Source organism: Psychrobacillus sp. NPDC096426 (assembly GCF_044762745.1).
In the GTDB taxonomy this organism is placed as follows: Bacteria; Bacillota; Bacilli; order Bacillales_A; family Planococcaceae; genus Psychrobacillus.
The window spans coordinates 77,788-99,802 of the sequence record NZ_JBIWEX010000009.1; the positions used below are offsets into that span (position 1 = coordinate 77,788).

The window sequence follows — 22,015 nt, forward strand, 5'->3', positions numbered from 1 at the left end:
CGCTATGTTAGTAGAAATTAAAGAACGTTTAAAAGGTCTTGGTGTTCCTGCATCAATTGAAGATGAATATATTTTAAATTTCATCATTGAAAAGGTAACGAACCATATAAAAACGCAAACCAATTTGAGTAACATTCCAGTTCCCCTTCATCATATCGCTATTGATATGGTAGTAGGGGAATTTTTAATGATGAAAAAGAGCATGGGACAACTCGCAATCGATGGTATTGATTTTGGCCTTGTTGCTAAAACAATTCAAGACGGAGACACGACAACTACTTTTGCGATCGACAAAGACAACATGACTCCTGAAGCTAGCTTTAATGCGTTCATCAATTATTTGAGGCATGATAGCTTCGATTTCATAGCCTACAGGGTGTTGACATGGTAAGCGCTAGAAGACGTGCGATTGAGTCATTATACAAGGGAGTCTGTACGATTTATGAAATGCAAAAAGTAAAAGATCCGATTACTCATCAAACAAGCACTAAGGAGGTAAAGGTGCTAGAAAACCAAAAGTGTAAGTTGTCCTATGAAAAAATTGCATCCGCTAATCAGACAAGTGCACTAGCCACTATTGCACAATCTACTAAACTCTTTATCGCACCTGAAATCGTGGTAAAAGCAGGTTCTAAAATTGTCGTTACCCAATATGGCCGTACAACCGAATTTAGTAGAAGTGGTGAGCCAGGGATATTTATGGACCATCAAGAAGTTAAGTTAGAGCTATTCAAGGGGTACGCATAATGGCTAGGTGGGGCAGAACTGACTTTACACAATTGAAACGATTGCAAAAGAAGATGGAAAAATTAGCGCAAGCCGACTTTGAAAAGTTTTGTGAGCAAGCCGCAAAAGAATTAGCTGCACGATTACTTGCGAAGGTCATTAAACGTACTCCAGTTGATGATGGCGTGTTACGTAGAGGATGGACAGCTAAAAGTCAGCAAGAAGCCGAATCGGCATTTAGTGAGGCTACCAAAGTTAGTGATTATTTTAAAGAAGTTGAAGTGAATAAGTTTGGTAACTTTTATGAAATTGCAATAATCAATCCTGTGAACTATGCCTCATACGTGGAATTTGGGCACCGGACAGCTGACCATACTGGATGGGTTAATGGGCGATTCATGCTGACAATCTCCGAAAATGAATTGGATGCCCAAGCATCAAAAATTCTTGATAAGAAATTAACGAAGTTTTTAGGCGGTGTTTTTGGTGGAGATTAATGATGTTATAACCGCTATTTCTATAAAGTTATATGAAACATTTGGTGAAGCTTACGAAATCTATACGGAATCGATTGAGCAAGGCTTTCAGGAGCCTGCTTTTTTTATTGCTTTATTAAATCCAGACATTAATCAAATAGTCGGAAACAGGTACCACGAAACTCTTCCGTTCGATATTCATTACTTCGGTCGTGGCAATATGGATGCCTATAGCACCTTAGATAAACTTATGAACGAAATGGAGTATATCAAACTCTTAAACAGGGATTTATTGCGCGGTACAAAAATGAAAGGTGAAGTTGTAGATGGCGTGCTTCACTTTTTTGTTCATTACAATTTCCATGTTTATAAAGCGACGGATCCAGTACCGATGATGGAAGAGTTACAAATTATTAGCAATAAAAAGGAGTGAAGTTATGGTTACCAAATTAAAACAGATAGAGCAACCAATTGAAGAATCTAACTTCAATTTTGCTAATCAACAGTCAAATGAAATTGCTACGTTTAAGTTTACGAAGCAACAACTTGTTTCGAGTAATAAGTATTCGCATCGACGAGATGCCTTGAATGTTTTATTAGAAGAAGGAAAACTCTATACATTTGGCGAGGTTGATCAAAAGTTACATGATTTTCTAGAAGGGAAGGTGAATGAATAATGGCTTTAGGTGGAGGCACATTTTTAACGCAAAACAAGGTACTGCCTGGTACGTATCACAATTTTATTTCAGCAGCTCGTGCGTTCGTTAATTTGTCCGATCGTGGTTATTCAGCTCTACCAATTGCGCTTGATTGGGGAGTAGACGAAGGTGTGTTTGCTGTTACTCAAGAGGATTTACAAAAGAATTCTCGCAAGATTTTCGGTTACGAATATACTCACGAAAAATTAAAAGGTATTCGAGATATCTTTAAAAATGCAATCACAGTTTACTTTGCAAAATTAAATATAGGCGGCACTGCCGCTGAAAACGAATATGCAAAAGCTTTATATAAAGGCGCGAGAGGTAACGATATCAAAATAATCATTCAACAAAATGTGGACGAGCCTTCAAATTTTGATGTACAAACATTACTCGATAATGTGTTAGTGGACGAGCAAACAGTCGTAACTGCAGCAGATTTAGTTGCAAATGATTTTGTGACATTTAAAGTAGGAGCATCGTTAACCGCAACCGCTGGTACTCCTTTAACTGGTGGATTGAACGGTGCAACAGCTCTAACAAACGGTGGAGCCCATCAAACTGCACTGGATGATTTAGAAGCTTATGGTTTCAATACGCTTGGATGCCTTTCCGATGATCAAACAATTAAATCGCTATATATGGAATACACAAAACGTATTCGGGATCAGGTAGGTGGTAAGTTCCAACTTGTCGGCCATAAGTTAGGTTCACCAGATCATGAAGGTGTAATCGACGTCCAAAATGACGCTATAGGTGACGGAGAAGAAATCTTCGGTGCAGTTTATTGGACTGCAGGAGCACAGGCGGGCGTAGCGGTGAATAAGTCTAACACTAACAAAAAATACGATGGTGAACATACGCTTGATATGTCTGAGACAAAGACACAGCCGCAGCTCACAGCATTATTAAAAGGTGGCAAATACGTTTTCCATAAGGTAGGTACGGAAACTCGAGTATTGGATGATGTAAATACATTTACTTCCTTCACTCCAGATAAAAACGAAGATTTCAGTATGAATCAAGTAATTCGAGTATTAGACCAGATTGCCATTGATACAGCTCATTTATTTAACACTCGATATCTTGGAGAAGTTCCGAATGATCCAGCAGGACGAATTACTTTTTGGAAAGATATCGTTGCCCATCGATTAGAGATGCAAAGAATTCGAGCAATCGAAAATTACGATAAAGAGATATTAACCGTTGAGCAAGGAAATTCAAAGAAGTCTGTAGTACTTTTTGAAAGAGTACAAGCTACTGTTGCCATGTCACAACTTTATATCACAACAGAAGTAGCATAAGGAGGGATATCTGTGAAAGAAAAACTTTTGAAACTAAATCTTCAATACTTCGCAAATACAATGCATGCAAGAGACGCAATAAACGGTGGTCAAGGTGAGTGCTTCGTGACGCTTGAAGGTAATCGTTATAATTTCGCTCAAGCGATTAATATCGATGCTGATATGACCAAGACTAAAACGAAAATACCTATAATGGGGAAGATATCAAAAGGTAATAAATCATCGGGCGCTGAGTATGAGGGCAGTGCTACATTTCATTTCAATACATCCATTTTCCGAGAGATTCTTTATCGATACAAAGAGACCGGTGAAGATGTCTACTTTGATATGCAGGTTACGAATGAAGATGCAACTTCATCTGTCGGACGTCAAACAATAATTTTGATTGATTGCAATTTAGATGGAGGTAAACTTGCATTATTGGACGCAGATGCGGATTACCTTGAAGATGAAATTAGTTTCACCTTCGAAGACTGGGAAATGCCAGAAAAATTCTCTATTCTCGGAGCTATGCTTTAATACTATGAGTCCACTTCGGTGGGCTTTTTATTATGGGAGATGGTTTGTAGTGGATGTTAATGACATTCTAGACACTAGAGTTCCAAAGGACAAAACACCAAATGAGCACTATAAAAATCTATATGAACAAATTGGACAGCACTTTAAGGAAAATGCTGAAATATTGGCAAGTGATTTGACGCTTCTAACAGGTTGCATCGAATACAAAATTACACTTCCGGTGAATGAGCTAGTTTCAATCGAAAAAACAACAAACTATTTAGTAGAGGGGAATAAATAATGAGTAACTTAACAGCATTCTTAGCGCAAAACGCAATTAAACCAGAGACAATTAAAGTAATAGCTTCCAAACGATTTGTAGATCCAGAATCTAAAAAGCCGATGGAGTGGGAAGTTACTCCTATCACATCTGAGGAAGATGATTTATTACGTAAACAACACACAAAACGCATGCCTATTCCGGGAAAGAAAAATGTATTCCAATCAGAAACAAACTTTCCTGCATATTTAACAACATTAGCTGTTAAATGTACGAAAACGCCAAATTTACATGATGCACAATTGCAAGACTCCTATGGTGTAAAAGGAGCTGAAGCGTTATTGAAAGTAATGTTACTTCCAGGAGAATATGCTGATTACTTAGAGGCTATTCAACGAGTAAACGGATTTGAAGTGACGATGGAAGATGCAGTAGAAGAAGCAAAAAACTAATAGACGGAGGCGATTATGATGCGAATATCGCTTATTATTGCCTCCACAAGTTTCATAAGTGGCCATCGGAATTTGAAGCTCTTCCTAAATACGAAAAAGCGTTAGTTATTGCCGCTGTTCAAATCAAGATGGAAAATGATAAAAAACAGGAACAAGAAACCAAACGAAATAGTAAAGGAGGAAGAAGAAGAAAGAAATAGTAGTGGTAATATTTACCCTCGTTGTCGTATGCTTAATGTATATGAATAGTCGGAGGGATATTTATTGAAGAAAACATTATATATTTTTGCAATGTTGATTGTTGGTGTGTACTTTATTTTCGGATTAGTCAATACCATATCTCGAATTGGTGAAGTTACAACTCCCGATACAATTGTGATGGTAATAGTATTAGTGTTGGTCGCTTTATTGGAATTATTTTTATACAAAAGATACAAGAAATCTTTTAATTCGGATGTAGTAAAAGAACGAGAAACCCAAAAAGCAGAAGCTGCTAAAGAGAAGTTTAACAAAGAAAGCTTAATTCCAGGTTCAAAAGCAAGACGTCAACTAATAGGTGCGGATATTTGTATCAAAGTAAACCATATGACAGGCTTACCAATAGCTGAAGGTGCAGAAGTGTACGTATACAGATGCGAAAACAAAGTTGTATTTGAAAGAAACCAAGATACCTTTGAACTCGATGCAATAAATATAAAAGATATTTTAATTAAAACAGATGTAGAAATACAGAAAAATTACGTAAGCAGTGTTGGCGGTGCAGTTGGTGGTTATGTATTGTTTGGACCATTAGGTGCGATGGTAGGCGGTCGTGCAAAAGAAAAGAAAAGCACAACAGTCGAAAAATATTTGATATTCGACTATATAAATAAAGAAGGCAAGCAAGATTTCATTTCTTTCGAAGTTACAAACGAACCTAATGCAATATTGTTTAATACAAATCATTACAATTTAACTAAGAATGACCGAACTACTATAAGTTTATAAAATCAGAAAAAGCACCCGATAATTGGGTGCTTTTTCTTATGGTTAAAAAGGCGGTGAAACTATGGCGACTATAAGAACCGCAATACAAATTCAGGATGGTATGTCTAAAGCGTTTCAATCGATGAATAATGCAATGAATATTGTGATTAACAGTTTTGAGTCTTTACAAAATGCTTCAGGAAACGCGGTTGATACAGCAAGTATTCAAGCAGCACGACGTGAATTAAATCAAGCGGAAATAGCTTTTAATGAGATCGAACAAGAAATAAGGCAAGCAGATGAAGCACAACGAAGGTTTAATGATGGCATAAGAGATGGAACTTCTGCAGCGGATGGGTTATTAGGCAAAATAGGTGGGATTGTTGCTGCCTATGTTGGTATTCAATCTGCGGGGAATATTCTTGGATTATCTGATGCTCTATCTCAAACATCTGCAAGGTTAGCTTTGATTAATGATCAACAACAAACGACTGCTGAACTCCAACGAATGATTTTTGATTCTGCTGAGAGATCTCGGGCATCGTATATGGATACTGCAGCTATTGTGGCTAAGGTAGGTGCAAATGCGAAAGATGCGTTTGGCAGCACTGCTGAGATGGTAGCTTTCGCTGAGCAATTGAATAAGAAATTTAAAATAGCTGGGGCAACAACGGAGGAAATGAGCTCTGCCTTACTTCAATTGACACAAGGTCTCGGTTCTGGTGTTTTACGAGGCGAAGAATTAAATGCCGTATTTGAGAGTGCTCCGAATATTATTCAAAGTATCGCGGACTATCTTGAATTGCCAATAGGTGCTATTAGAGAGCTGGCATCTGAAGGGGGAATAACGGCAGATATTGTTAAAAATGCAATGTTTGCCGCAGCGGAAGAAACGAATGCAGCATTTGAACAATTACCAATGACTTTTACAGATGTTTGGACAAGTTTTAAGAACCAAGCCCTGTGGGCATTTCAAGTTGTTCTTCAAAAGTTAAATGAGATAGCAAACAACGATAAATTTCAAAGCGTGATCGACGGTGTGGTGAATTCGTTATACACTCTTTCTGCGGTAGCTACGTGGGCTTTAAATACAATGATGTCTGTCGGGAGTTTTATGTACGACAGTTGGTCATTTATTGAACCAGTACTATGGGGAGTAACGGCAGCCTTAGGTACGTATACAGCAGCCTTATTAATTAACAAAGCGGCTCAAGTAGCAAGCGTTTTTTGGGTTGGTGCTAAAACATTAGCTTTAGGTCTGATGAATATTACAAGTTTTGCTAGCGTTCAAGCAACAATGGCATTAACAGCAGCACAATGGGGGCTAAATGCAGCACTGATGGCGAATCCCATTTTCATTATAGTACTGGCAATTATTGTGTTGATAGGCATCCTGTACGGAGCTGTAGCGGCCGTTAACTACTTCGCAGGCACGTCTATCAGCGCTACAGGCATCGTGGCAGGTTCATTCATGGTACTGTACACATTTATCCGTAATGTTATAGCCTATTTGTGGAATATATTCGCTTCAATAGCAGAGTTTTTCGTAAACGTTTGGCAACATCCAATGTATTCAGTTAAAAAGCTTTTTGCGGATTTAACAACCACTTTTTTAGACCACGCAATTGCTATGACAAGTGGTTGGGATTCCTTTGCGACTTCCTTTGTCAATGCAATAATATCAGCTGTTAACGGTGCCATCAGAGCATGGAACTGGTTTATCGATCTATTGCCGAGCGATATTGCTAGCACGTTAGGTTTGGGTAAAGGTACTGAATTCCAACATAGAACTTCGATTACAAGTGATCTATCAGCTATGAAAACAGTCATTAACGCTGTTGTCGGAGAAACTCCAGAAGATTACTGGGAAGCACCTAAAATGGATATGAAGTCTTATGGTACAGCTTGGGATACTGGATATAATTGGGGAGCAAATTTATTTAACGGATCTGACAAACCAAGCACAGGAAAAGATCCACTTCAGGATATAATAGACGGTTTGCAAGGTGCTATGAGCCCACTCCAAGATAGCGGAAAAGATACAGCAGGGAATACAGCTAAAATGGCTAAATCCATGGATGCCACCGAAGAAGATTTAAAATACCTTCGAGACATTGCAGAACGAGATGTAATTAATCGTTTCACAACTGCAGAAGTAAAAGTAAATGTGAAAAACGATAATCACATCAATAATGAAATGGATTTAGACGGCGTTATCGATCACTTTGGAGAAAAATTAGAAGAGACGTTAGTTTCTGTCGCGGAAGGGGTGCAATAGATGGCATATAGTTTTTTCTTGGACGGTGTACAGTATCCTGTTGCCCCTTCTAGCCTAGATACGAAAATCAACAATCAGAATAAGACTATTACCTTGATTAATGAAGGGGAAGTTAATCTGCTTAAAAAAGCCGGTCTAACTGATATTTCATTCGACTTGTTACTACCAAACTCGCAATATCCTTTTGCAGTGTATCCAGAGGGTTTTCAGCCTGCCAGCTATTATCTTGAACAATTAGAAAAGCTAAAAGTAGATAAGAAGACTTTCCAATTTATCGTCTCTCGTTTAAAACCGAGTGGCGATTTATTATTTGACACGAATCTAACTGTTTCATTGGAGGATTACGTCATTAAGGAAAGTGCAGATGATGGGTTCGATATAATTGTTCCTGTTAGTTTAAAGCAATTCCGACCGTTTGGAACAAAAGTAATCGAAATTAAAAAGAATACTGCTGCACAATCAACGTCAGCTAAACCAGTTGCAACGGTTAAGAATTCAAGGCCAGCAACTAAAGAAATCCCTAAATCTCATAAAGTCGTGAAAGGTGATACGTTGTGGGCTATATGCAAGAAAAATTATGGGAAAGCAACTAAAGCTATGACAGATGAGTTAGCAGCTAAAAACGGTATAAAGAATCCGAATCTCATCTATCCCGGGGACGTGATTAAGCTTTGATTGAACTAATAATTCAAAACGGATCGAAATTAATGCAACCTGCTGTCGAAGAAGGGATTGTTTGGGAAACATTCCGAAAAGGCGCGCCCGGAAAACTTACTTTTAAAGTGGTTAAAGATGAGGCTTTAACATTTGAAGAAGGGAATGCTGTCAGTTTCAAAAAAGATGGCAAGAATATTTTCTTTGGATTTGTTTTCACCAAAAAACACGATAAGAACGGACTTATCAATGTGACAGCATATGATCAATTGCGTTATTTGAAAAATAAAGACACGTATGTTTATACCAATAAAACAGCTTCCGAATTTATAAAAATGGTTGCATCTGATTTCCGTATGAACATCGGAACCATTGAAGATACAGGATACAAGATTGCCAGCAGAGTAGAAGACAATAAGACCTTGTTTGATATGTTTCAAAATGCTCTTGATTTGACGTTAGAAAATAAAAAGAAAATGTTCATCCTATATGACAATTTCGGTAAGTTGACTCTGAGAGACATCGAAAAGATGAAATTAGATATTTTGTTAGATGAAGAAACTGGAGAAAACTTTGACTACACTTCTTCCATCGATTCTAATACTTACAATAAAATTAAACTTTCTTATGAAAACGAGGAAAAAGGGAAGCGAGAAATCTATATTGCACAAGACGGCAACCACATGAACGAGTGGGGCGTCTTGCAATTCTTTGACACAATCAAAGAGAACACGAACGGGAAAGCGAAGGCAGATGCTTTGTTAGCGCTATATAATCGAAAAACACGAAATTTGAGTATGAAGAGAGCGTTCGGGAACATTTATTTCCGTGGAGGCAACATGCTAGTCGTACGTATGAATTTAGACGATATCAAGGTAATGAACTATATGATTGCGGAAAATGTTAAGCATACATTCATTGAAAGCGAGCATTATATGGACCTCACATTGATTGGCGGTGATTTCGTTGCGTAATATGAACGATATTCTCAAGTTATTTAAAATAGCGGCAAAAGAAGCTATAGAAGCATCTGATCCTACTGCCGTTCAATTCGGTGAAGTAACTAGTGTTGCCCCGTTGGAAATATTGGTAGAACAAAAGAAACCTCTGACTATGGCCCAACTAGTATTAACTCGTAATGTTCGGGATTATGAGATTGAAATGACTGTAGAACACGCAACAGAAGTAGGCAATGGACCAGATGCACATACCCATGAATACAAGGGCAGGAAGAAATTCATTGTCCACAATGCACTTAAAATGGGTGATAAAGTGATGCTCATTAAAATGCAAGGCGGACAAAAGTATATTGTCTGGGATAAAGAGGTGGGTGTATGATTCCTAAAGTTAATGATGAACTTATCGCAGATTTCGAGGAAGCGGTCGAACAACCTTCCAAAACATATAAATTGGACTTAGAGAGAAAACGGGTTATCGGTTATGTGAATGGACGTGAAGCAATTGAACAATTCATCTACAAAGTCCTTAGTACAGAACGATATGAACATTTAATTTATTCGTGGGATTACGGCGCTGAAAACGCAAAACTTTTCGGGCAACCAATTCCCTATGTTTATTCCGAACTTAAAAGATTAATAACAGAAGCATTGACACAAGACGATCGTATCGAAAGTGTGGATGCTTTTTCTTTTTCCCATTTTAAGAATAAAGTTGCAGTTAGCTTTATCGCCCATACAACTGAAGGTAAAATCGCGATAGAGAAGGAGGTGGAAATTTAATGTTTGAACATATAGAGCAAGAACAACTACTCGAAGATGCTCTTAACAACGTCAGAACAGATGTAGATAAACGTGAAGGAGCCATAATCTTCGATGCATTATCGCCTTCTTCTATTCAGGCAAAAGAGCTTTATATCGCAATGGACGGTATGATTCTTGAAATGTTTGGGGATACGGCTTCCCGTGAGTTCTTGATCAAATTAGCTAGAGAACGAGGCATTGTCCCTAATCCAGCTACGCCTGCAATTTTAAAAGGTGAGTTTAATATAGACGTACCGATTGGTGCGCGATTTAATTTAGAGGAATTAAATTACGTCGTTACCGAACGAATAGGTCCAGGTGTATTTAAAGTAGAAAGCGAAACGTTGGGTGATATAGGGAATTCAAGGTTTGGAACTCTTATACCGATTGAATATATCGACGGTTTAACTAGTGCCAAAATCACCGAATTGCTTATTCCTGGTGAAGAAGAGGAAGAAACAGAATCCTTAAGAAAACAATACTTAGACAGTTTTGACTCTCAAGCTTTTGGGGGAAATCGCAAAGATTACAAAGAAAAAGTCCACAAGTTGCCAGGTGTTGGAGGAATAAAGATATATCGAGCTTGGCAAGGTGGTAGTACCGTAAAGTTAGTCATCATGGACGCATTATATAAACCTCCATCCCTAACATTATTGGATGAATTGCAGACAGCTATTGACCCTCTTGGAAATCAGGGGGAGGGGTTAGGAATTGCTCCGATTGGACATGTCGTATCCATATTTGGAGTTGATGAAGTCCCGGTTGACGTTACATTAAACATCACTTACCAAGATGGATATTCATGGCCAGACATTGAGTTAGCTACTCATGACCTAATCGATGAATATTTTTTAGAGTTGAAAAAGGAATGGGAAGATTCTACTTTTACGGTTGTTCGGATTTTACAATTTGAAACACGTATTTCGGAACTAGAAGGTGTTGTTGATATCCAAGACACTTTAATTAATGGTCTTCCTCAAAATCTTATTTTAGACGATGATTGCATACCAGCTAGAGGTGAGGTAGTTGGATAATTTATACGATGAAATCGACTTGTATCCTTTACTTCCTCCTACAGTAAATGAATTTGAAGAGTTCAAAGAGATTACCAAGGCTCAAAGCGCAGAATTTAATCGTATACGGATTCATTTAATTGGCATATTTAACGATCGTTTTGTAAGTGATGCTACAGAGCATGGAGTTCGACGATGGGAAAAAGTATTAAAACTTCAACGCAAGAGTACAGATACTTTAGAAGAACGAAAATTCCGTATCTTAGCAAAAATGAATAATAAGTTGCCGTATACGTTAAGAGCTCTGGTTCAGCGTTTAAATGCACTGTGCGGGGAAGGGAACTTTCAAGTGTTTTTAGATGCTAATGCGTATGAACTAGACTTTGAATTTTACCAAAGAATTACGGATGTAAAATTATTGAAGGACACGATGGAGGAAATGATTCCAGTTAACTTGGCATTAGATTATAACTACGTCATTCGAGTACCTGGTATTGTTGTTATACCAAAAGCTCATTTTTACCCAGTATTATATCCTATCTGCGGATTAACAGTTGTTACGAACTATGAAAAAGGAACATCAGATAAAGTAACTGGAGAAGGAAAATTAAAAGGATATGCGTACGAGGTACCGTATGTTGCAAGCGATATGTCCGTTACTTATTAGAGAGGTGAGGAAATGCAAGTACATGAGCGATTAATAAATATAATGTATAGCGCCATTCTTACAAACGTGAGAAGAGGGCGTTTTTTAATTGGTGGAATAGAAAGCGATTTCGACGTTTTTGGGACTGAAATATTAGGCAATATCATTCGTGTTAAATTTTATATTGACTCTTACTTTGGTCCAGTTACCCATGCAGTATTATTAGATCATGACAATGTCATTTTGATAAGTGGGAATGTCAATTTTAATAAAGAAAATGACGGTTTTATGTATGTATTTGATATTCCTGTTATTTCAGAAGAGGTGAGAGCATGAACGAGAACGCTTATACGTTAATAAACTTTGTAGACCATATATTAAAAATAGATGAGAATAGTGAATTTATTCCTAAGCGCGATGATAGTGGCAACGTGATTATTAATAAAATCACAGGACGTCCAGAGCTAGTTGCAGAGCAAGAGGGTACACGTTTAAATGCTATTAATATGAATCATATGGACTTAGGTATTTATAGCGCTCATGAATTAATTGTCACTTTACAAAAACTGGTGCTACGCCTTCAACTTCAACTAGAACTAGACGGACGCGCACCAGGCAATAGCGGATCATTCGCCGATACGTTCGACGGCACGCCAAATAAATTGATTAGGCAAACTGCATCTGCAACGTTAACTGCACCGAGAGCATCTGGCACTACAGTATTAAATGTTGACGCAACAGAAGGATTTAAAGCATTTACGCAAGTCACAATTTACGATGGTGCGAACAGCGAAGATACGCTAATAACAGACGTTACTGCATCTACGATTACCGTCCAACCATTAGTTAACGACTACGTAAAAGGTGCGGTGATTGCTCGTAGTAATGCCGTTATCGAAGACAGTCAATTGGTCGTCGGTAGTTGGGGTACGTATGATATCAGTTTAGGGGAGGTGGTTTAAATGGCAGAATGGGCACGTTTAAAAAGTTTTAGTCAGTATGAATACGGTTTATTTACCGCAACTTCAACAATTTTCAATTTTGATGATTATGAATATCGAGTAATAATCAAAGGTACAGCCACAGTAAGTGTTTTGTTCTCTATTATACGCTCGTCAGGAAATTATTTAGTACATGAACAAAATAAGACTGTAACTACGAGTGGAACTGCTATTAACATTTCGCGGTCATGGTTTTCTGAAAATTTTAGTAGTGTTATTCCACGAGTTTATGAACTTAATAACCGAATTGCGGAAGCGTGGATTGAAAGACGTAGCTTAAGTGGCGAAACAACGCCTCCAGAACCTTTAGATCTAGTAACAGTTATAAGTGGAATACCTACAGCTAGTAGTGGCACTTTTAGAGTAGCTTCTGGAGTTACCGCAGAGGATGTTTCAATAACAAATATAACAGCTGCTATTAAAAAAGATACAAAAACAGGAATTCTATATTACGAAGATACCGCACGCCTTAATAATACCCATTTACGTGGCTACCCTTTTGATTATTTTGGACATTATGGGACCATATTGACAGGTAAAACGATAAACGGAAAAGCGCTAGACCTTAGTATATTCTATGACAAAGAAGAGAGGTCATTCGGTTTACGCTTCCCTATTGACGAAAGTATGATAGGCGGGCGAATACCTTCGTTACTGTATAATAGTGCAACTGAATATTTAAATGTCAATTTTAAATTCGGCTCTAATGGATCTTGGAAACCGATTGAATACGTAACGTCGGCAACGTCTTTAGTTAGTGCCGATTGGTTTAACCAATCACCAACGTTAAATCTTAACACCCCAAACAGCACAACACTATACGAAAACGACACGTTTTTAATCGACGGCACAGCCAAAGACGCCGACAACGGAAATATCGTCAACGTCTGGTATCAACTCAACACTGGTACAGCAAGGGCTATTCAAACTCGTATCAGTGATGGCAGTCCAATTGAATTTAGCGAGCAGTTGACGTTTAAAGCGGGCAAGTTGTATCTTCCTAACGGTACGGCATTGACAGGCGCTTTGGCAGATGGCGTTTCTCATAAACTAAAAGTCTGGGCAGAGGATAATCAAGGCGGAAAATCAACGGTTGCCGAACGTACTTTTTATGTCGTGCCAAATCGTGCACCTAGCCTTACTGTCGACCCGATCGAATCCCTATCCGATTTAATCAATGCAGACAAGGTTACTTTCAGCGGTGAAACGTTTGATTTGGACGGCAATGACGTCATAGTCCGCTATCGCATCGACAATGGCATCAACACCGAAATTCACAATGGACCACCAGGCAGATGGTCATTTGATTTTCCGTTATCCAAATTAAAGGACGGAGAGAACTCGATTGTTGTAGAGGTTGTTGACACATACGATTTCAAGTTTTCAAAGACGATTAAACTAAATAAAGCATTTATCTCAACACCTTTATCGCAATCTGTACAACGGTATAAAATCACGCCACCGTCCGGATCCGCAAAAGGTGTTTTATTGTGGATTCAAAGAGAAGAAACTCAAACGGTATCAGCGGAAATTAGCATGACGAATGGAACGGGACAAGAGTCATATAGCGCAATGACGTTATCAAATACAGCACCAGTTTCATTGGGTATTGTGGAAGACCAATTCCAGTTCCAAGCGGATTCTGCGAAAGAAAATATAAATGTGAAACTAGATATTAGCGGTACTGGTGCAGTAACTCTTATAAGTGGGGTGTTGAGCTAATGAAAATACGTAAAAGATTACCGGACGGAACTTTTGGACCCTTGGAAGAAGTGTTTCCTACCCAGATTGATGAAACTGTATTAATGATGCTCGAGGCGCTTGCGGGGCAACAGGAACAGATTATTCAGTTGCAAGAAGAAATTGAAGTATTGAAAGGAGGGAAAGCATAATGGTATATCCTTACATGATTCCAGTGTACGCACTATTAGTTAAAGCAGGTAGTAGAGAGATTGATAAGTTGCCAGAGCAATATCAGATTCCAGTGGCTGAATATTTAGCGGCGCAGGTAGAAGCTTAAAGGAGATGAAGTTTACTATGGAATTTTTCAACGATTTTCTTCACCAAACATTAATTCAACATCTGATAAAGTATTGGTATTTATGGGGATCCTTTGTTTTGATCTCTTTTTTAATTTTGTTCATCATTAATAGAAAGAACCCTAAAATTTAGGGTTCTGGTTCCGGTTCTATATTAAGACAAAAATTAATAAATTTTATTCCAAAACTAGATACCGAAACATATTGATTAACTGGACTGGTCCCTGTTCTGGTTTCAGCCATGTAGGTCGATTGGAGCAATCCTAGCATTTCAAGTCTTGCTACTGCCCCTTCTTTTACAGCTGGATCAGCATCAGGAAAATCAATAGCATATCCAGTATGGTTATTTGACATGCTTAACAATACATGAAATTCGAAGAAAGTAATCGAAGTCAACGTGTCTAATAACATTTGTCTTTCATCATAATTCTGTTTTACAGTAGGGTTTTGCAACATGCTGATAAAAAAATTCTTTAAATAAATTCTTTTGTGATCTGACGATTCTCTTTCAACTTCATCATTTATCCGTTCTATTAATGCTATGAGACTATCTTTGTCGTGAGCTTCAACGGAAGGAAGTCGGTCTTCCAACCTTGAAATCTGTGCGGATAATTCTTGGTAAAATGATTCAAGTCGTTTGAATCGTTTTTCTTGTTTAACAGAAAAATAAGAACTGGCTAAAGCTCCACCAATATACGGTACCAATTGAAGTCCAGTTTGAACGGTGATTTCTAGTTTTTCTTTATTAGTTAGTTTATCGTCCATATTTTCACCCCGCTTTCTTAAATTGATTTTCACATATAAAGCGAGACTTGAATAGATGATAATCGCAAAGAAGGATATCTAACTTTTTTTTGTCGAATAGTGGATGAAAGAGAGGGGGTGCATTATGTATTTAAAAGTTGAATATATTTATGGTCCAATAAACGATATTAAAGAAAATATAGTTATGGTTAACGCAGATATCGATGAAGATACATCTTACGAAGAAGTTAATCGCATTTTAAAACCGCTAATAGGCAAACAGACTGGGCATTACGAGATTAAAATTATGAGCTACGGCGAAGCTATTTAAGCATATCCATATGGGTGTGTTTTTAATATGGAAAATGAGGACGTCCATTGGGCGTTCTTTTGTTTTTACTCCGGAAATAGACCTTTTACTATCAATAAAATTATTAATTCTCCGATAACAATATTATAGAGTTAGTTCGGATTAAAGGAGATATTTTAATTGGATATTGTAGAATTAGTGAAGAAGATCAACCAATGCATTGAGAATTTGGATTTAGTAAGCGCTAGAAGATATATCGAGGGAAATCTAGAATCACTTAATCAGAATAAACATCTCCTTCGAGGCAATGCTAGGTCTTTGTTAGAATTTATAACAAAACGAACTGATGCAGGAATTATTCCTTTAAATCGTAGGGAAATGAATGTGATTTATTCTATAAATTCATATGCTTCTAAATTTGATTTAAGAGGACTAAAGTTATCTATCAAAAACAATGCTAACTTATTAATGAGAGAAGATGTGAAACAATATTTAAATGAAGATGCAAAAACTCTGCTAGAGGGATTTAATGCAATTCGTAAAGTTGAATAATTTATTTGTTTGAACGCTCCTTGTGGGCGTTCTTTTATTTTGCAATGTAATTAGGGGGAATGGGGATGACGGAGGGAGCTAGACCGTCTATGTACGAAACAGTTAGAGATCATGAAAATGACCTCAAGGAACATCGTGAGCGAATAACCACGCTTGAGGATATTACAATGGCTCTGAAAGAATCAGATAGACAACATGATGAGCGTCTCAACAAGTTAGAAGACAATGCAGTTAAGCTCGAAAACACAATCATGGTAGAGAATCGGGAAACCCGGAATACCATGAAAGAGCAAACGGAAAAGTTGTTTGGGATTGTAGAGAAAGCCATGGGTTATCAGTCTAGTGAAGCGGAATATCGTCATGAACAGAAGATGGCCAAGATCAATACATGGGCGAATGTCTTTTTGAAAATCATAGGTGGATTGACCGCTGTAGGTGGCATCGGGTATTTAATCATACAACATTTTTTAAATCAGGTAGGAGGAAACTAGTATGAAAATCAACTGGAAAGTAAGGTTCAAGAATCCATATTTTTACGCAGCTTTAATCTTGGCAATTGTAGCACCTATCGGAGTATCCTTTGGAGTTAATCTAGGGGATCTAACTTCTTGGCCGATGGTATGGGATATAGCAAAAAAGGCAATTCTAACACCTCATCTAGTCATTACAGTATTTATTGCTCTAGTGGCTTTTTTAATTGACCCAACTACAAAAGGCATCGGTGATAGTCCTCAAGCTTTGAGATACAAAAAGCCAAAGGAGTGATAATTAAATGACCTTTATCGACCAACTGGCTGTTTATGCAGTAAAACACGGAAGTACTCATGGAGTGCTTCCATCTCTAATAATAGCGCAAGGAATTTTAGAGAGTGGATCCGGAACAAGCGAACTAGCGAAGAATGCTAATAATCTTTTTGGAATTAAAAAAGGTACTGGTTGGACCGGAGAAGTTTATTCAAAATGTACGGGTGAATACGACAAAAGCGGTAAGTACTTTGAAATCAATGCAGACTTTAGAAAATATCCTTCATTTGAAGGCGCTGTAATTGATCTGTGTAATAAATACGCTAATGGGATACCAGGAGAAAAAACAAACCGTTATGCTGCAGTTATTAATGAAAAGGACTATAAACGTGTAACTCAAGCAGTCTATGCAGCTGGATATGCTACGGACCCTAAATATCCATCGAAATTGACAAGCATTATTGAGAAAAACAATCTAACCAAATATGACAAGGAAGTGATCCAATTGGTTAAAATATATTTAGATGCAGGACATGGCGGTAGTGATCCAGGTGCAGTTGGCAATGGATTAAAAGAGAAAGATATAACACTAACATTAGCAAAGCGTGTGGAAGCATTGCTCAGAAATTATCAAGATGTACAAACAAAAATGAGTCGAACAAGTGACACTTATCCTTCTCTTGCTGACCGCACAAATGATGCGAATAAATGGGGCGCTGATTTCTTTATGTCCTTCCATGTTAACGCAGGAGGCGGTACTGGATACGAGGATTTTGTTTATCCAGGCAGTTCAAAATCAATTTCCTATCAAAGTATTATCCATGCTGAAATCATAAAGAATATAGGTGGCTTAGTAAACCGTGGTAAGAAGCAAGCTGATTATCATGTGCTTCGAGAAACAAAAATGCCTTCAATATTAACCGAGTGCGGTTTCATAGATAGTTCATCCGATGCTGCATTGTTAAAACAAGATGAATTTATCAATGGACTAGCACAAGGTCATGTAGATGGATTAGTAAAAGCATTTGGATTAAAGAAAAAGGAGGGAACTGAAATGGCAGAACAAAAATTAACCGAAGCACAAGAGGCTATTCGGCAAGAAGCTATTCGACTAAAAATCACAGATGGTAATGATCCATTCCGAATGGTTAATCAGTTTTATGCTTGGGCAGTTACGATTCCACAAGCTCAGAAGATTGAACAACTTGAAAAACGTATTGCAGAACTAGATAAGAAATTGAAATAATATTACTCCCTGCTACTTGATGTAGTGGGGCTTTTTTTATTTGTCCCAAATTTACTTATTGTAAAATCAAACGAATGTTCGTATAATAAATAAAAAGGAGGGAACGGATGTGCGTATAAATATTTTGAAGTGTTGGGATCGTGGTCAACTGGCGGATATGATTTATCTTAAAGACAATGGGAAAATAAGCAAAAGGCGAGTTAAGGTATTAATTGTTGGTGAGCATACATTTAAAGCATATTGCTTTTTAAGAAATACCAAAAGGACTTTTAAGATAAATAATGTACTCGCATTTGTTCCTGTCATTAAAAAGGAGCGAGAAGTGATATGATGCTCGAATTATTTTTTGATGAGGTAGCAAATTCATCTAAATATGGATTAGATCCTCGTAGAAATATTAAATGGGGTACATCGATGATGCTTCCTGAACATGTAAAAATGCTAAGGGAATATTATAGTGAGCAAAAGAAAGCTCCTCGTCCTGTTTTAAGCAGTTTTGATTTAGATATCCTTCAAGAAAACATCCAACTAGCAATGAAAAGAGATGTGGATGTAAAAATTATGACGTGGGAAGATGGCCTTATTGAATCGCACATCGGAAAAATAACATGGATAGATCTACAAAAACGGATGATCGAAATAGAAGATGTGTATAAAGCATTTGTGCTTCAGTTCGATATTATAGTAGACGTGACTATTATAGAATGAGGTGTTTTAATGAATGAAGAACAGAAAGAAAAATTAAACGAACTAGTAGATATCTTAAAAGATAAAGCACCAAAAGAAGTGATTCTAGGGGCAATCGAGGAAATACAAAATATGAATAATGACCAAGTAGAAGGATTAGTGTTCATGTGTGAACTATTTAATAAGTACGATATAGATGAAATCTTATTTGAAGAAACCACCAACCAATAATGGAAGGTGGTTATTTTTAATCCTATGATTGGATAATTGTAGTGTTTAGGCTCGCTATTTTTGATTTTGAATCGTAACTATGAAATCGAAATGTGAAGAACTACTTTACAAATATTTTACATACGAATAAAAAGGCTTTTTACTAATCATCTCGAAATATATATAAAAGCGAGGTGATCTTATGAGTGAATTTGTCGTTAGATTAGAATACAGAGATGGACGAATAAAAGAAATTAAATCGCAATCAAGACCTACAAAAATAAATGCAGGAGTTATCAAGATTGGCAAAGAGTTCTTTAATTTAGCATACGTTGACAGGTATTTGGTAAACGGAAATAGACCATTATGGTAAATAGAAACCACCATCCAGTAAAATGGGAAGGTGGTTTTATTTGATTAACTTATTGATTTGTAAAACATGTTTTACAACATCATTTTAGGTTTTACATAAAAATCACAGTAATCACAAAAAAACCACAAAAAATCTGAAACAAGGCGAAAATATACGAAAACAGTATAATAGCAAAAGCGATAGAAATGTTGTTATAATAGGACTTGAGAAATATAACGAAAGCAGGCGAAACCATGAACGCATACGATGAATATATGCAAGGAATAGTAAAACCAATGAGAAGTGAATTAACAAATGCTGGATTTAAAGAATTAGTGACACCAGAAGATGTACAAGACCATATGGCAAAAGCAAATGGTGTTTCTTTAATCGTCGTAAATTCAGTATGTGGTTGTGCAGCAGGACTAGCAAGACCAGCAGTAATCGCAGCAGTGGAAGAATTAGAAGTGAAACCGGATCATTTAGTGACAGTATTTGCTGGACAAGATCAAGAAGCAACTGCAACGATGAGAGGTTACTTTGAAGAAGTGCCACCAAGCTCTCCATCTATTGCAATTTGGAAAGATGACCAATTGGCTTATTTTATCCCACGCGAACAAATCGAAAGCAATTCGATGGAAACAATTAAAGATCATCTTTCTGGTGTTCTTACACAAATTGTTTCTTCATGAAAACAGTCATAACTACTGCTGGTCGTACGAATGATCTTTTTATTCAAAAGGCTAAGGAAATTGCAAGTGAACTAACTTTGTCATATGTTAACCGGCAAAAGAAGTCTACGCAAAAATTGCAACAAGAGCAGCAGTCGAATGTATTAGTCGTTAGTAAGGAGAGATTAGAACTGTATGTTTACGGTTCTACTACTCCTTTTTTCTTTCACCCAAATTCTGCATCATTTCGGATGAAGCGTATATTGAATGGAGAAAAAGACTTACTTTTAGAAGCGTTGGATTTACAAAAAGGAGACCGCTTTTTGGATACAACTGCAGGGTTATGTTCGGATAGTATACTAGCATCGTATGCAGTTGGAGAAAACGGGGTAGTAGATGCTTGCGAAAAAGATGCGATGATTGCTTATGTAGTGGGGCATGGACTAGAAGTGTATGAAACAGAAAGTATGGAATTGCAAGAAAGTATGCGGCGTATTCACGTCATTCATCAAGATGCAGTGGACTATTTAAAACGAATGGATGCTAATTCCTATGATGTGGTTTACATGGATCCTATGTTTGAAGAAGTTATTGAAGAGTCATCAAACTTCCGAACACTTCGAGCAGCTGGTGTGCATGAATCTTTGTCCGATGAATGGATAGAGGAAGCAAAACGTGTAGCGAAAAGGCGAGTAGTTCTAAAAGCTCATTTCAGGTCACCAATGTTTGAAAAATATAAGTTTCAGCAGTTAACAAGATTAACATCTAAATTTCATTACGGCATAATTGACATATAAAAAAGCTGTCGCAACTGACAGCTTTTTTATTAATGTGTAAAGTTAAGTGACGTTAAATATCCCAATAAAAATAAAAATCCGATACCAATAATTAAATCTGCGTCCATAGTGACTTTCCTCCTTACTTTAAAAAAGCTACTGAATGTCTACACTTTTTATTGTACAATGAATACATAGAAGAAGAAACCTTTTGTTCGTAAAATCGTTACGATATAGTAGGAAGCTTTAGAAATTTAGTCAAAATTGAAGGTGATAATGGATGAAAAAATGGTTGCAAAAGACGATTATTATTACGGTCGCTTTCTTAACATTTGGACTTATATCTCCTAACCATCTTATTTGGGAGCAACTGTTAGACAACAAAAATCCGACGAAATCCATTGCTTCGGATGCGAATACGAGAGAATTTGAACAAGTTTCGATTATAGACTCTCTTGATTCACCAAATTTAAGTGAAACGATTTCAATAGCAGCTAGAGAACAGGCATACATAAAATTTGGCAATCGAATTGGACCAGTTATACAAGATGAATTTGATGATGTAATTTTCCCTCGAATACAAGAAGTAATAGATACAACTATTGCTAAAGTAGAAAGTGGAAAAGTAGCGAATCTATCGATTTCAGAACATCCTTCTGGAGAATACCATGAAAAAATATTTCATATTTACAATGAAGATACGAAAAAAGATTTTATTCGATTTCATGTAAGAACCGATAAAAAGCCACAGGATGGTTATTACTTTAACTTTCATTATCACCTAGCAGAAGATAATTATTCCAAACACTATGCATTAGGTGAGATTTTTTGGTCAAAAAATACACCACCAAAATGGTTATCCTAAACACTCGTAAAAATTACGAGTGTTTTTTTATTGGAAAACATTCATATAACAACGTCTCTATGAATTC

Annotated in this window: 35 protein-coding genes; 34 read left to right on the forward strand and 1 reads right to left on the reverse strand. The window is 37.1% G+C overall.

Annotation, left to right across the window (positions count from 1 at the left end; all coding sequences use genetic code 11):
* Positions 1–4 precede the first annotated feature (4 nt).
* From ACIQYS_RS09730 to ACIQYS_RS09835, 22 genes are all read left to right on the forward strand, one after another.
* The gene (locus ACIQYS_RS09730; protein ID WP_402978386.1) at positions 5–391 is read left to right on the forward strand and encodes a hypothetical protein; all 387 of its coding nucleotides are present in this window, start codon (positions 5–7) and stop codon (positions 389–391) included.
* Between the two features lie 110 nt (positions 392–501).
* Positions 502–747 (forward strand): hypothetical protein, encoded by a 246-nt coding sequence (locus tag ACIQYS_RS09735; RefSeq protein WP_402978389.1) that lies wholly within the window; start codon positions 502–504, stop codon positions 745–747.
* Positions 747–1,223: an HK97 gp10 family phage protein gene (locus tag ACIQYS_RS09740; protein WP_402978392.1), complete on the forward strand. Its 477-nt coding sequence runs from the start codon at positions 747–749 to the stop codon at positions 1,221–1,223. The genes ACIQYS_RS09735 and ACIQYS_RS09740 overlap by 1 nt, the downstream gene beginning before the upstream one ends.
* On the forward strand, positions 1,213–1,635 hold the full coding sequence (locus ACIQYS_RS09745) for a phage tail terminator family protein (RefSeq protein WP_402978395.1): 423 nt from the start codon (positions 1,213–1,215) through the stop codon (positions 1,633–1,635). Before ACIQYS_RS09740 ends, ACIQYS_RS09745 begins: the two co-directional genes overlap by 11 nt.
* 4 nt (positions 1,636–1,639) lie before the next feature.
* The gene (locus ACIQYS_RS09750; RefSeq protein ID WP_402978398.1) at positions 1,640–1,879 is read left to right on the forward strand and encodes a hypothetical protein; all 240 of its coding nucleotides are present in this window, start codon (positions 1,640–1,642) and stop codon (positions 1,877–1,879) included.
* On the forward strand, positions 1,879–3,204 hold the full coding sequence (locus ACIQYS_RS09755) for a phage tail sheath subtilisin-like domain-containing protein (protein ID WP_402978401.1): 1,326 nt from the start codon (positions 1,879–1,881) through the stop codon (positions 3,202–3,204). The genes ACIQYS_RS09750 and ACIQYS_RS09755 overlap by 1 nt, the downstream gene beginning before the upstream one ends.
* A 12-nt stretch (positions 3,205–3,216) precedes the next feature.
* Complete coding sequence (locus tag ACIQYS_RS09760) at positions 3,217–3,723, forward strand: phage tail tube protein (RefSeq protein ID WP_402978404.1); 507 nt, start codon at positions 3,217–3,219, stop codon at positions 3,721–3,723.
* Between the two features lie 49 nt (positions 3,724–3,772).
* Complete coding sequence (locus ACIQYS_RS09765) at positions 3,773–4,003, forward strand: hypothetical protein (RefSeq protein WP_402978409.1); 231 nt, start codon at positions 3,773–3,775, stop codon at positions 4,001–4,003.
* Positions 4,003–4,434: a phage tail assembly chaperone gene (locus tag ACIQYS_RS09770; protein ID WP_402978413.1), complete on the forward strand. Its 432-nt coding sequence runs from the start codon at positions 4,003–4,005 to the stop codon at positions 4,432–4,434. The genes ACIQYS_RS09765 and ACIQYS_RS09770 overlap by 1 nt, the downstream gene beginning before the upstream one ends.
* Before the next feature lie 264 nt (positions 4,435–4,698).
* On the forward strand, positions 4,699–5,421 hold the full coding sequence (locus ACIQYS_RS09775) for a hypothetical protein (RefSeq protein ID WP_402978416.1): 723 nt from the start codon (positions 4,699–4,701) through the stop codon (positions 5,419–5,421).
* Between the two features lie 61 nt (positions 5,422–5,482).
* Complete coding sequence (locus tag ACIQYS_RS09780) at positions 5,483–7,678, forward strand: tape measure protein (protein WP_402978419.1); 2,196 nt, start codon at positions 5,483–5,485, stop codon at positions 7,676–7,678.
* Positions 7,679–8,353 (forward strand): LysM peptidoglycan-binding domain-containing protein, encoded by a 675-nt coding sequence (locus ACIQYS_RS09785; RefSeq protein ID WP_402978422.1) that lies wholly within the window; start codon positions 7,679–7,681, stop codon positions 8,351–8,353. It abuts the gene before it with no gap.
* Positions 8,350–9,306 (forward strand): XkdQ/YqbQ family protein, encoded by a 957-nt coding sequence (locus ACIQYS_RS09790; protein WP_402978425.1) that lies wholly within the window; start codon positions 8,350–8,352, stop codon positions 9,304–9,306. Before ACIQYS_RS09785 ends, ACIQYS_RS09790 begins: the two co-directional genes overlap by 4 nt.
* Before the next feature lies 1 nt (position 9,307).
* Positions 9,308–9,670: a DUF2577 domain-containing protein gene (locus ACIQYS_RS09795; RefSeq protein ID WP_402978636.1), complete on the forward strand. Its 363-nt coding sequence runs from the start codon at positions 9,308–9,310 to the stop codon at positions 9,668–9,670.
* Positions 9,667–10,071, forward strand: coding sequence for a DUF2634 domain-containing protein (locus tag ACIQYS_RS09800; protein ID WP_402978428.1), 405 nt, complete (start codon positions 9,667–9,669; stop codon positions 10,069–10,071). The genes ACIQYS_RS09795 and ACIQYS_RS09800 overlap by 4 nt, the downstream gene beginning before the upstream one ends.
* Positions 10,071–11,126 carry a baseplate J/gp47 family protein gene (locus ACIQYS_RS09805; protein WP_402978432.1) on the forward strand — a complete coding sequence of 352 codons (1,056 nt, stop codon included), beginning with the start codon at positions 10,071–10,073 and terminating at the stop codon, positions 11,124–11,126. Before ACIQYS_RS09800 ends, ACIQYS_RS09805 begins: the two co-directional genes overlap by 1 nt.
* Positions 11,119–11,772: a putative phage tail protein gene (locus tag ACIQYS_RS09810; protein ID WP_402978435.1), complete on the forward strand. Its 654-nt coding sequence runs from the start codon at positions 11,119–11,121 to the stop codon at positions 11,770–11,772. Before ACIQYS_RS09805 ends, ACIQYS_RS09810 begins: the two co-directional genes overlap by 8 nt.
* A gap of 12 nt (positions 11,773–11,784) precedes the next feature.
* Positions 11,785–12,087 (forward strand): hypothetical protein, encoded by a 303-nt coding sequence (locus ACIQYS_RS09815; protein ID WP_402978438.1) that lies wholly within the window; start codon positions 11,785–11,787, stop codon positions 12,085–12,087.
* On the forward strand, positions 12,084–12,713 hold the full coding sequence (locus ACIQYS_RS09820; protein WP_402978441.1) for a hypothetical protein: 630 nt from the start codon (positions 12,084–12,086) through the stop codon (positions 12,711–12,713). Before ACIQYS_RS09815 ends, ACIQYS_RS09820 begins: the two co-directional genes overlap by 4 nt.
* Positions 12,714–14,474, forward strand: coding sequence for a hypothetical protein (locus tag ACIQYS_RS09825; RefSeq protein ID WP_402978444.1), 1,761 nt, complete (start codon positions 12,714–12,716; stop codon positions 14,472–14,474). It begins immediately after the preceding gene.
* On the forward strand, positions 14,474–14,644 hold the full coding sequence (locus tag ACIQYS_RS09830; protein ID WP_402978447.1) for a hypothetical protein: 171 nt from the start codon (positions 14,474–14,476) through the stop codon (positions 14,642–14,644). Before ACIQYS_RS09825 ends, ACIQYS_RS09830 begins: the two co-directional genes overlap by 1 nt.
* Positions 14,644–14,772 carry a CD1375 family protein gene (locus ACIQYS_RS09835; RefSeq protein WP_402978450.1) on the forward strand — a complete coding sequence of 43 codons (129 nt, stop codon included), beginning with the start codon at positions 14,644–14,646 and terminating at the stop codon, positions 14,770–14,772. Before ACIQYS_RS09830 ends, ACIQYS_RS09835 begins: the two co-directional genes overlap by 1 nt.
* 148 nt (positions 14,773–14,920) lie before the next feature.
* On the opposite strand, the gene ACIQYS_RS09840 is transcribed toward ACIQYS_RS09835, so the two are convergent.
* On the reverse strand, positions 14,921–15,556 hold the full coding sequence (locus tag ACIQYS_RS09840) for a hypothetical protein (RefSeq protein WP_402978453.1): 636 nt from the start codon (positions 15,554–15,556) through the stop codon (positions 14,921–14,923).
* Positions 15,557–15,680: 124 nt separating this feature from the next.
* On the opposite strand from ACIQYS_RS09840, the gene ACIQYS_RS09845 reads away from it, so the two are divergent.
* From ACIQYS_RS09845 to ACIQYS_RS09900, 12 genes are all read left to right on the forward strand, one after another.
* Entirely contained in the window at positions 15,681–15,866 is a 186-nt protein-coding gene (locus ACIQYS_RS09845) for a hypothetical protein (RefSeq protein ID WP_402978456.1), read from the forward strand.
* A gap of 159 nt (positions 15,867–16,025) precedes the next feature.
* Positions 16,026–16,397, forward strand: a complete 372-nt coding sequence (locus ACIQYS_RS09850; RefSeq protein ID WP_402978458.1) for a hypothetical protein — start codon at positions 16,026–16,028, stop codon at positions 16,395–16,397.
* 65 nt (positions 16,398–16,462) lie between these two features.
* Positions 16,463–16,888, forward strand: coding sequence for a hypothetical protein (locus tag ACIQYS_RS09855; RefSeq protein ID WP_402978461.1), 426 nt, complete (start codon positions 16,463–16,465; stop codon positions 16,886–16,888).
* A gap of 1 nt (position 16,889) precedes the next feature.
* On the forward strand, positions 16,890–17,162 hold the full coding sequence (locus tag ACIQYS_RS09860; RefSeq protein WP_402978464.1) for a phage holin: 273 nt from the start codon (positions 16,890–16,892) through the stop codon (positions 17,160–17,162).
* A gap of 7 nt (positions 17,163–17,169) precedes the next feature.
* Complete coding sequence (locus ACIQYS_RS09865) at positions 17,170–18,387, forward strand: N-acetylmuramoyl-L-alanine amidase (RefSeq protein ID WP_402978469.1); 1,218 nt, start codon at positions 17,170–17,172, stop codon at positions 18,385–18,387.
* Positions 18,388–18,496: 109 nt separating this feature from the next.
* The gene (locus tag ACIQYS_RS09870; RefSeq protein ID WP_402978474.1) at positions 18,497–18,718 is read left to right on the forward strand and encodes a transcriptional regulator; all 222 of its coding nucleotides are present in this window, start codon (positions 18,497–18,499) and stop codon (positions 18,716–18,718) included.
* Positions 18,715–19,095 (forward strand): YolD-like family protein, encoded by a 381-nt coding sequence (locus tag ACIQYS_RS09875; protein WP_402978477.1) that lies wholly within the window; start codon positions 18,715–18,717, stop codon positions 19,093–19,095. Before ACIQYS_RS09870 ends, ACIQYS_RS09875 begins: the two co-directional genes overlap by 4 nt.
* A gap of 9 nt (positions 19,096–19,104) precedes the next feature.
* Positions 19,105–19,305 carry a hypothetical protein gene (locus ACIQYS_RS09880; protein WP_402978480.1) on the forward strand — a complete coding sequence of 67 codons (201 nt, stop codon included), beginning with the start codon at positions 19,105–19,107 and terminating at the stop codon, positions 19,303–19,305.
* 181 nt (positions 19,306–19,486) lie between these two features.
* Positions 19,487–19,657: a hypothetical protein gene (locus tag ACIQYS_RS09885; protein WP_402978483.1), complete on the forward strand. Its 171-nt coding sequence runs from the start codon at positions 19,487–19,489 to the stop codon at positions 19,655–19,657.
* Between the two features lie 233 nt (positions 19,658–19,890).
* Entirely contained in the window at positions 19,891–20,328 is a 438-nt protein-coding gene (locus tag ACIQYS_RS09890; RefSeq protein WP_402978486.1) for a BrxA/BrxB family bacilliredoxin, read from the forward strand.
* Positions 20,325–21,104, forward strand: coding sequence for a class I SAM-dependent methyltransferase (locus ACIQYS_RS09895; RefSeq protein WP_402978489.1), 780 nt, complete (start codon positions 20,325–20,327; stop codon positions 21,102–21,104). Before ACIQYS_RS09890 ends, ACIQYS_RS09895 begins: the two co-directional genes overlap by 4 nt.
* Before the next feature lie 259 nt (positions 21,105–21,363).
* Positions 21,364–21,948, forward strand: a complete 585-nt coding sequence (locus tag ACIQYS_RS09900) for a YpjP family protein (RefSeq protein WP_402978492.1) — start codon at positions 21,364–21,366, stop codon at positions 21,946–21,948.
* Positions 21,949–22,015: the final 67 nt, after the last annotated feature.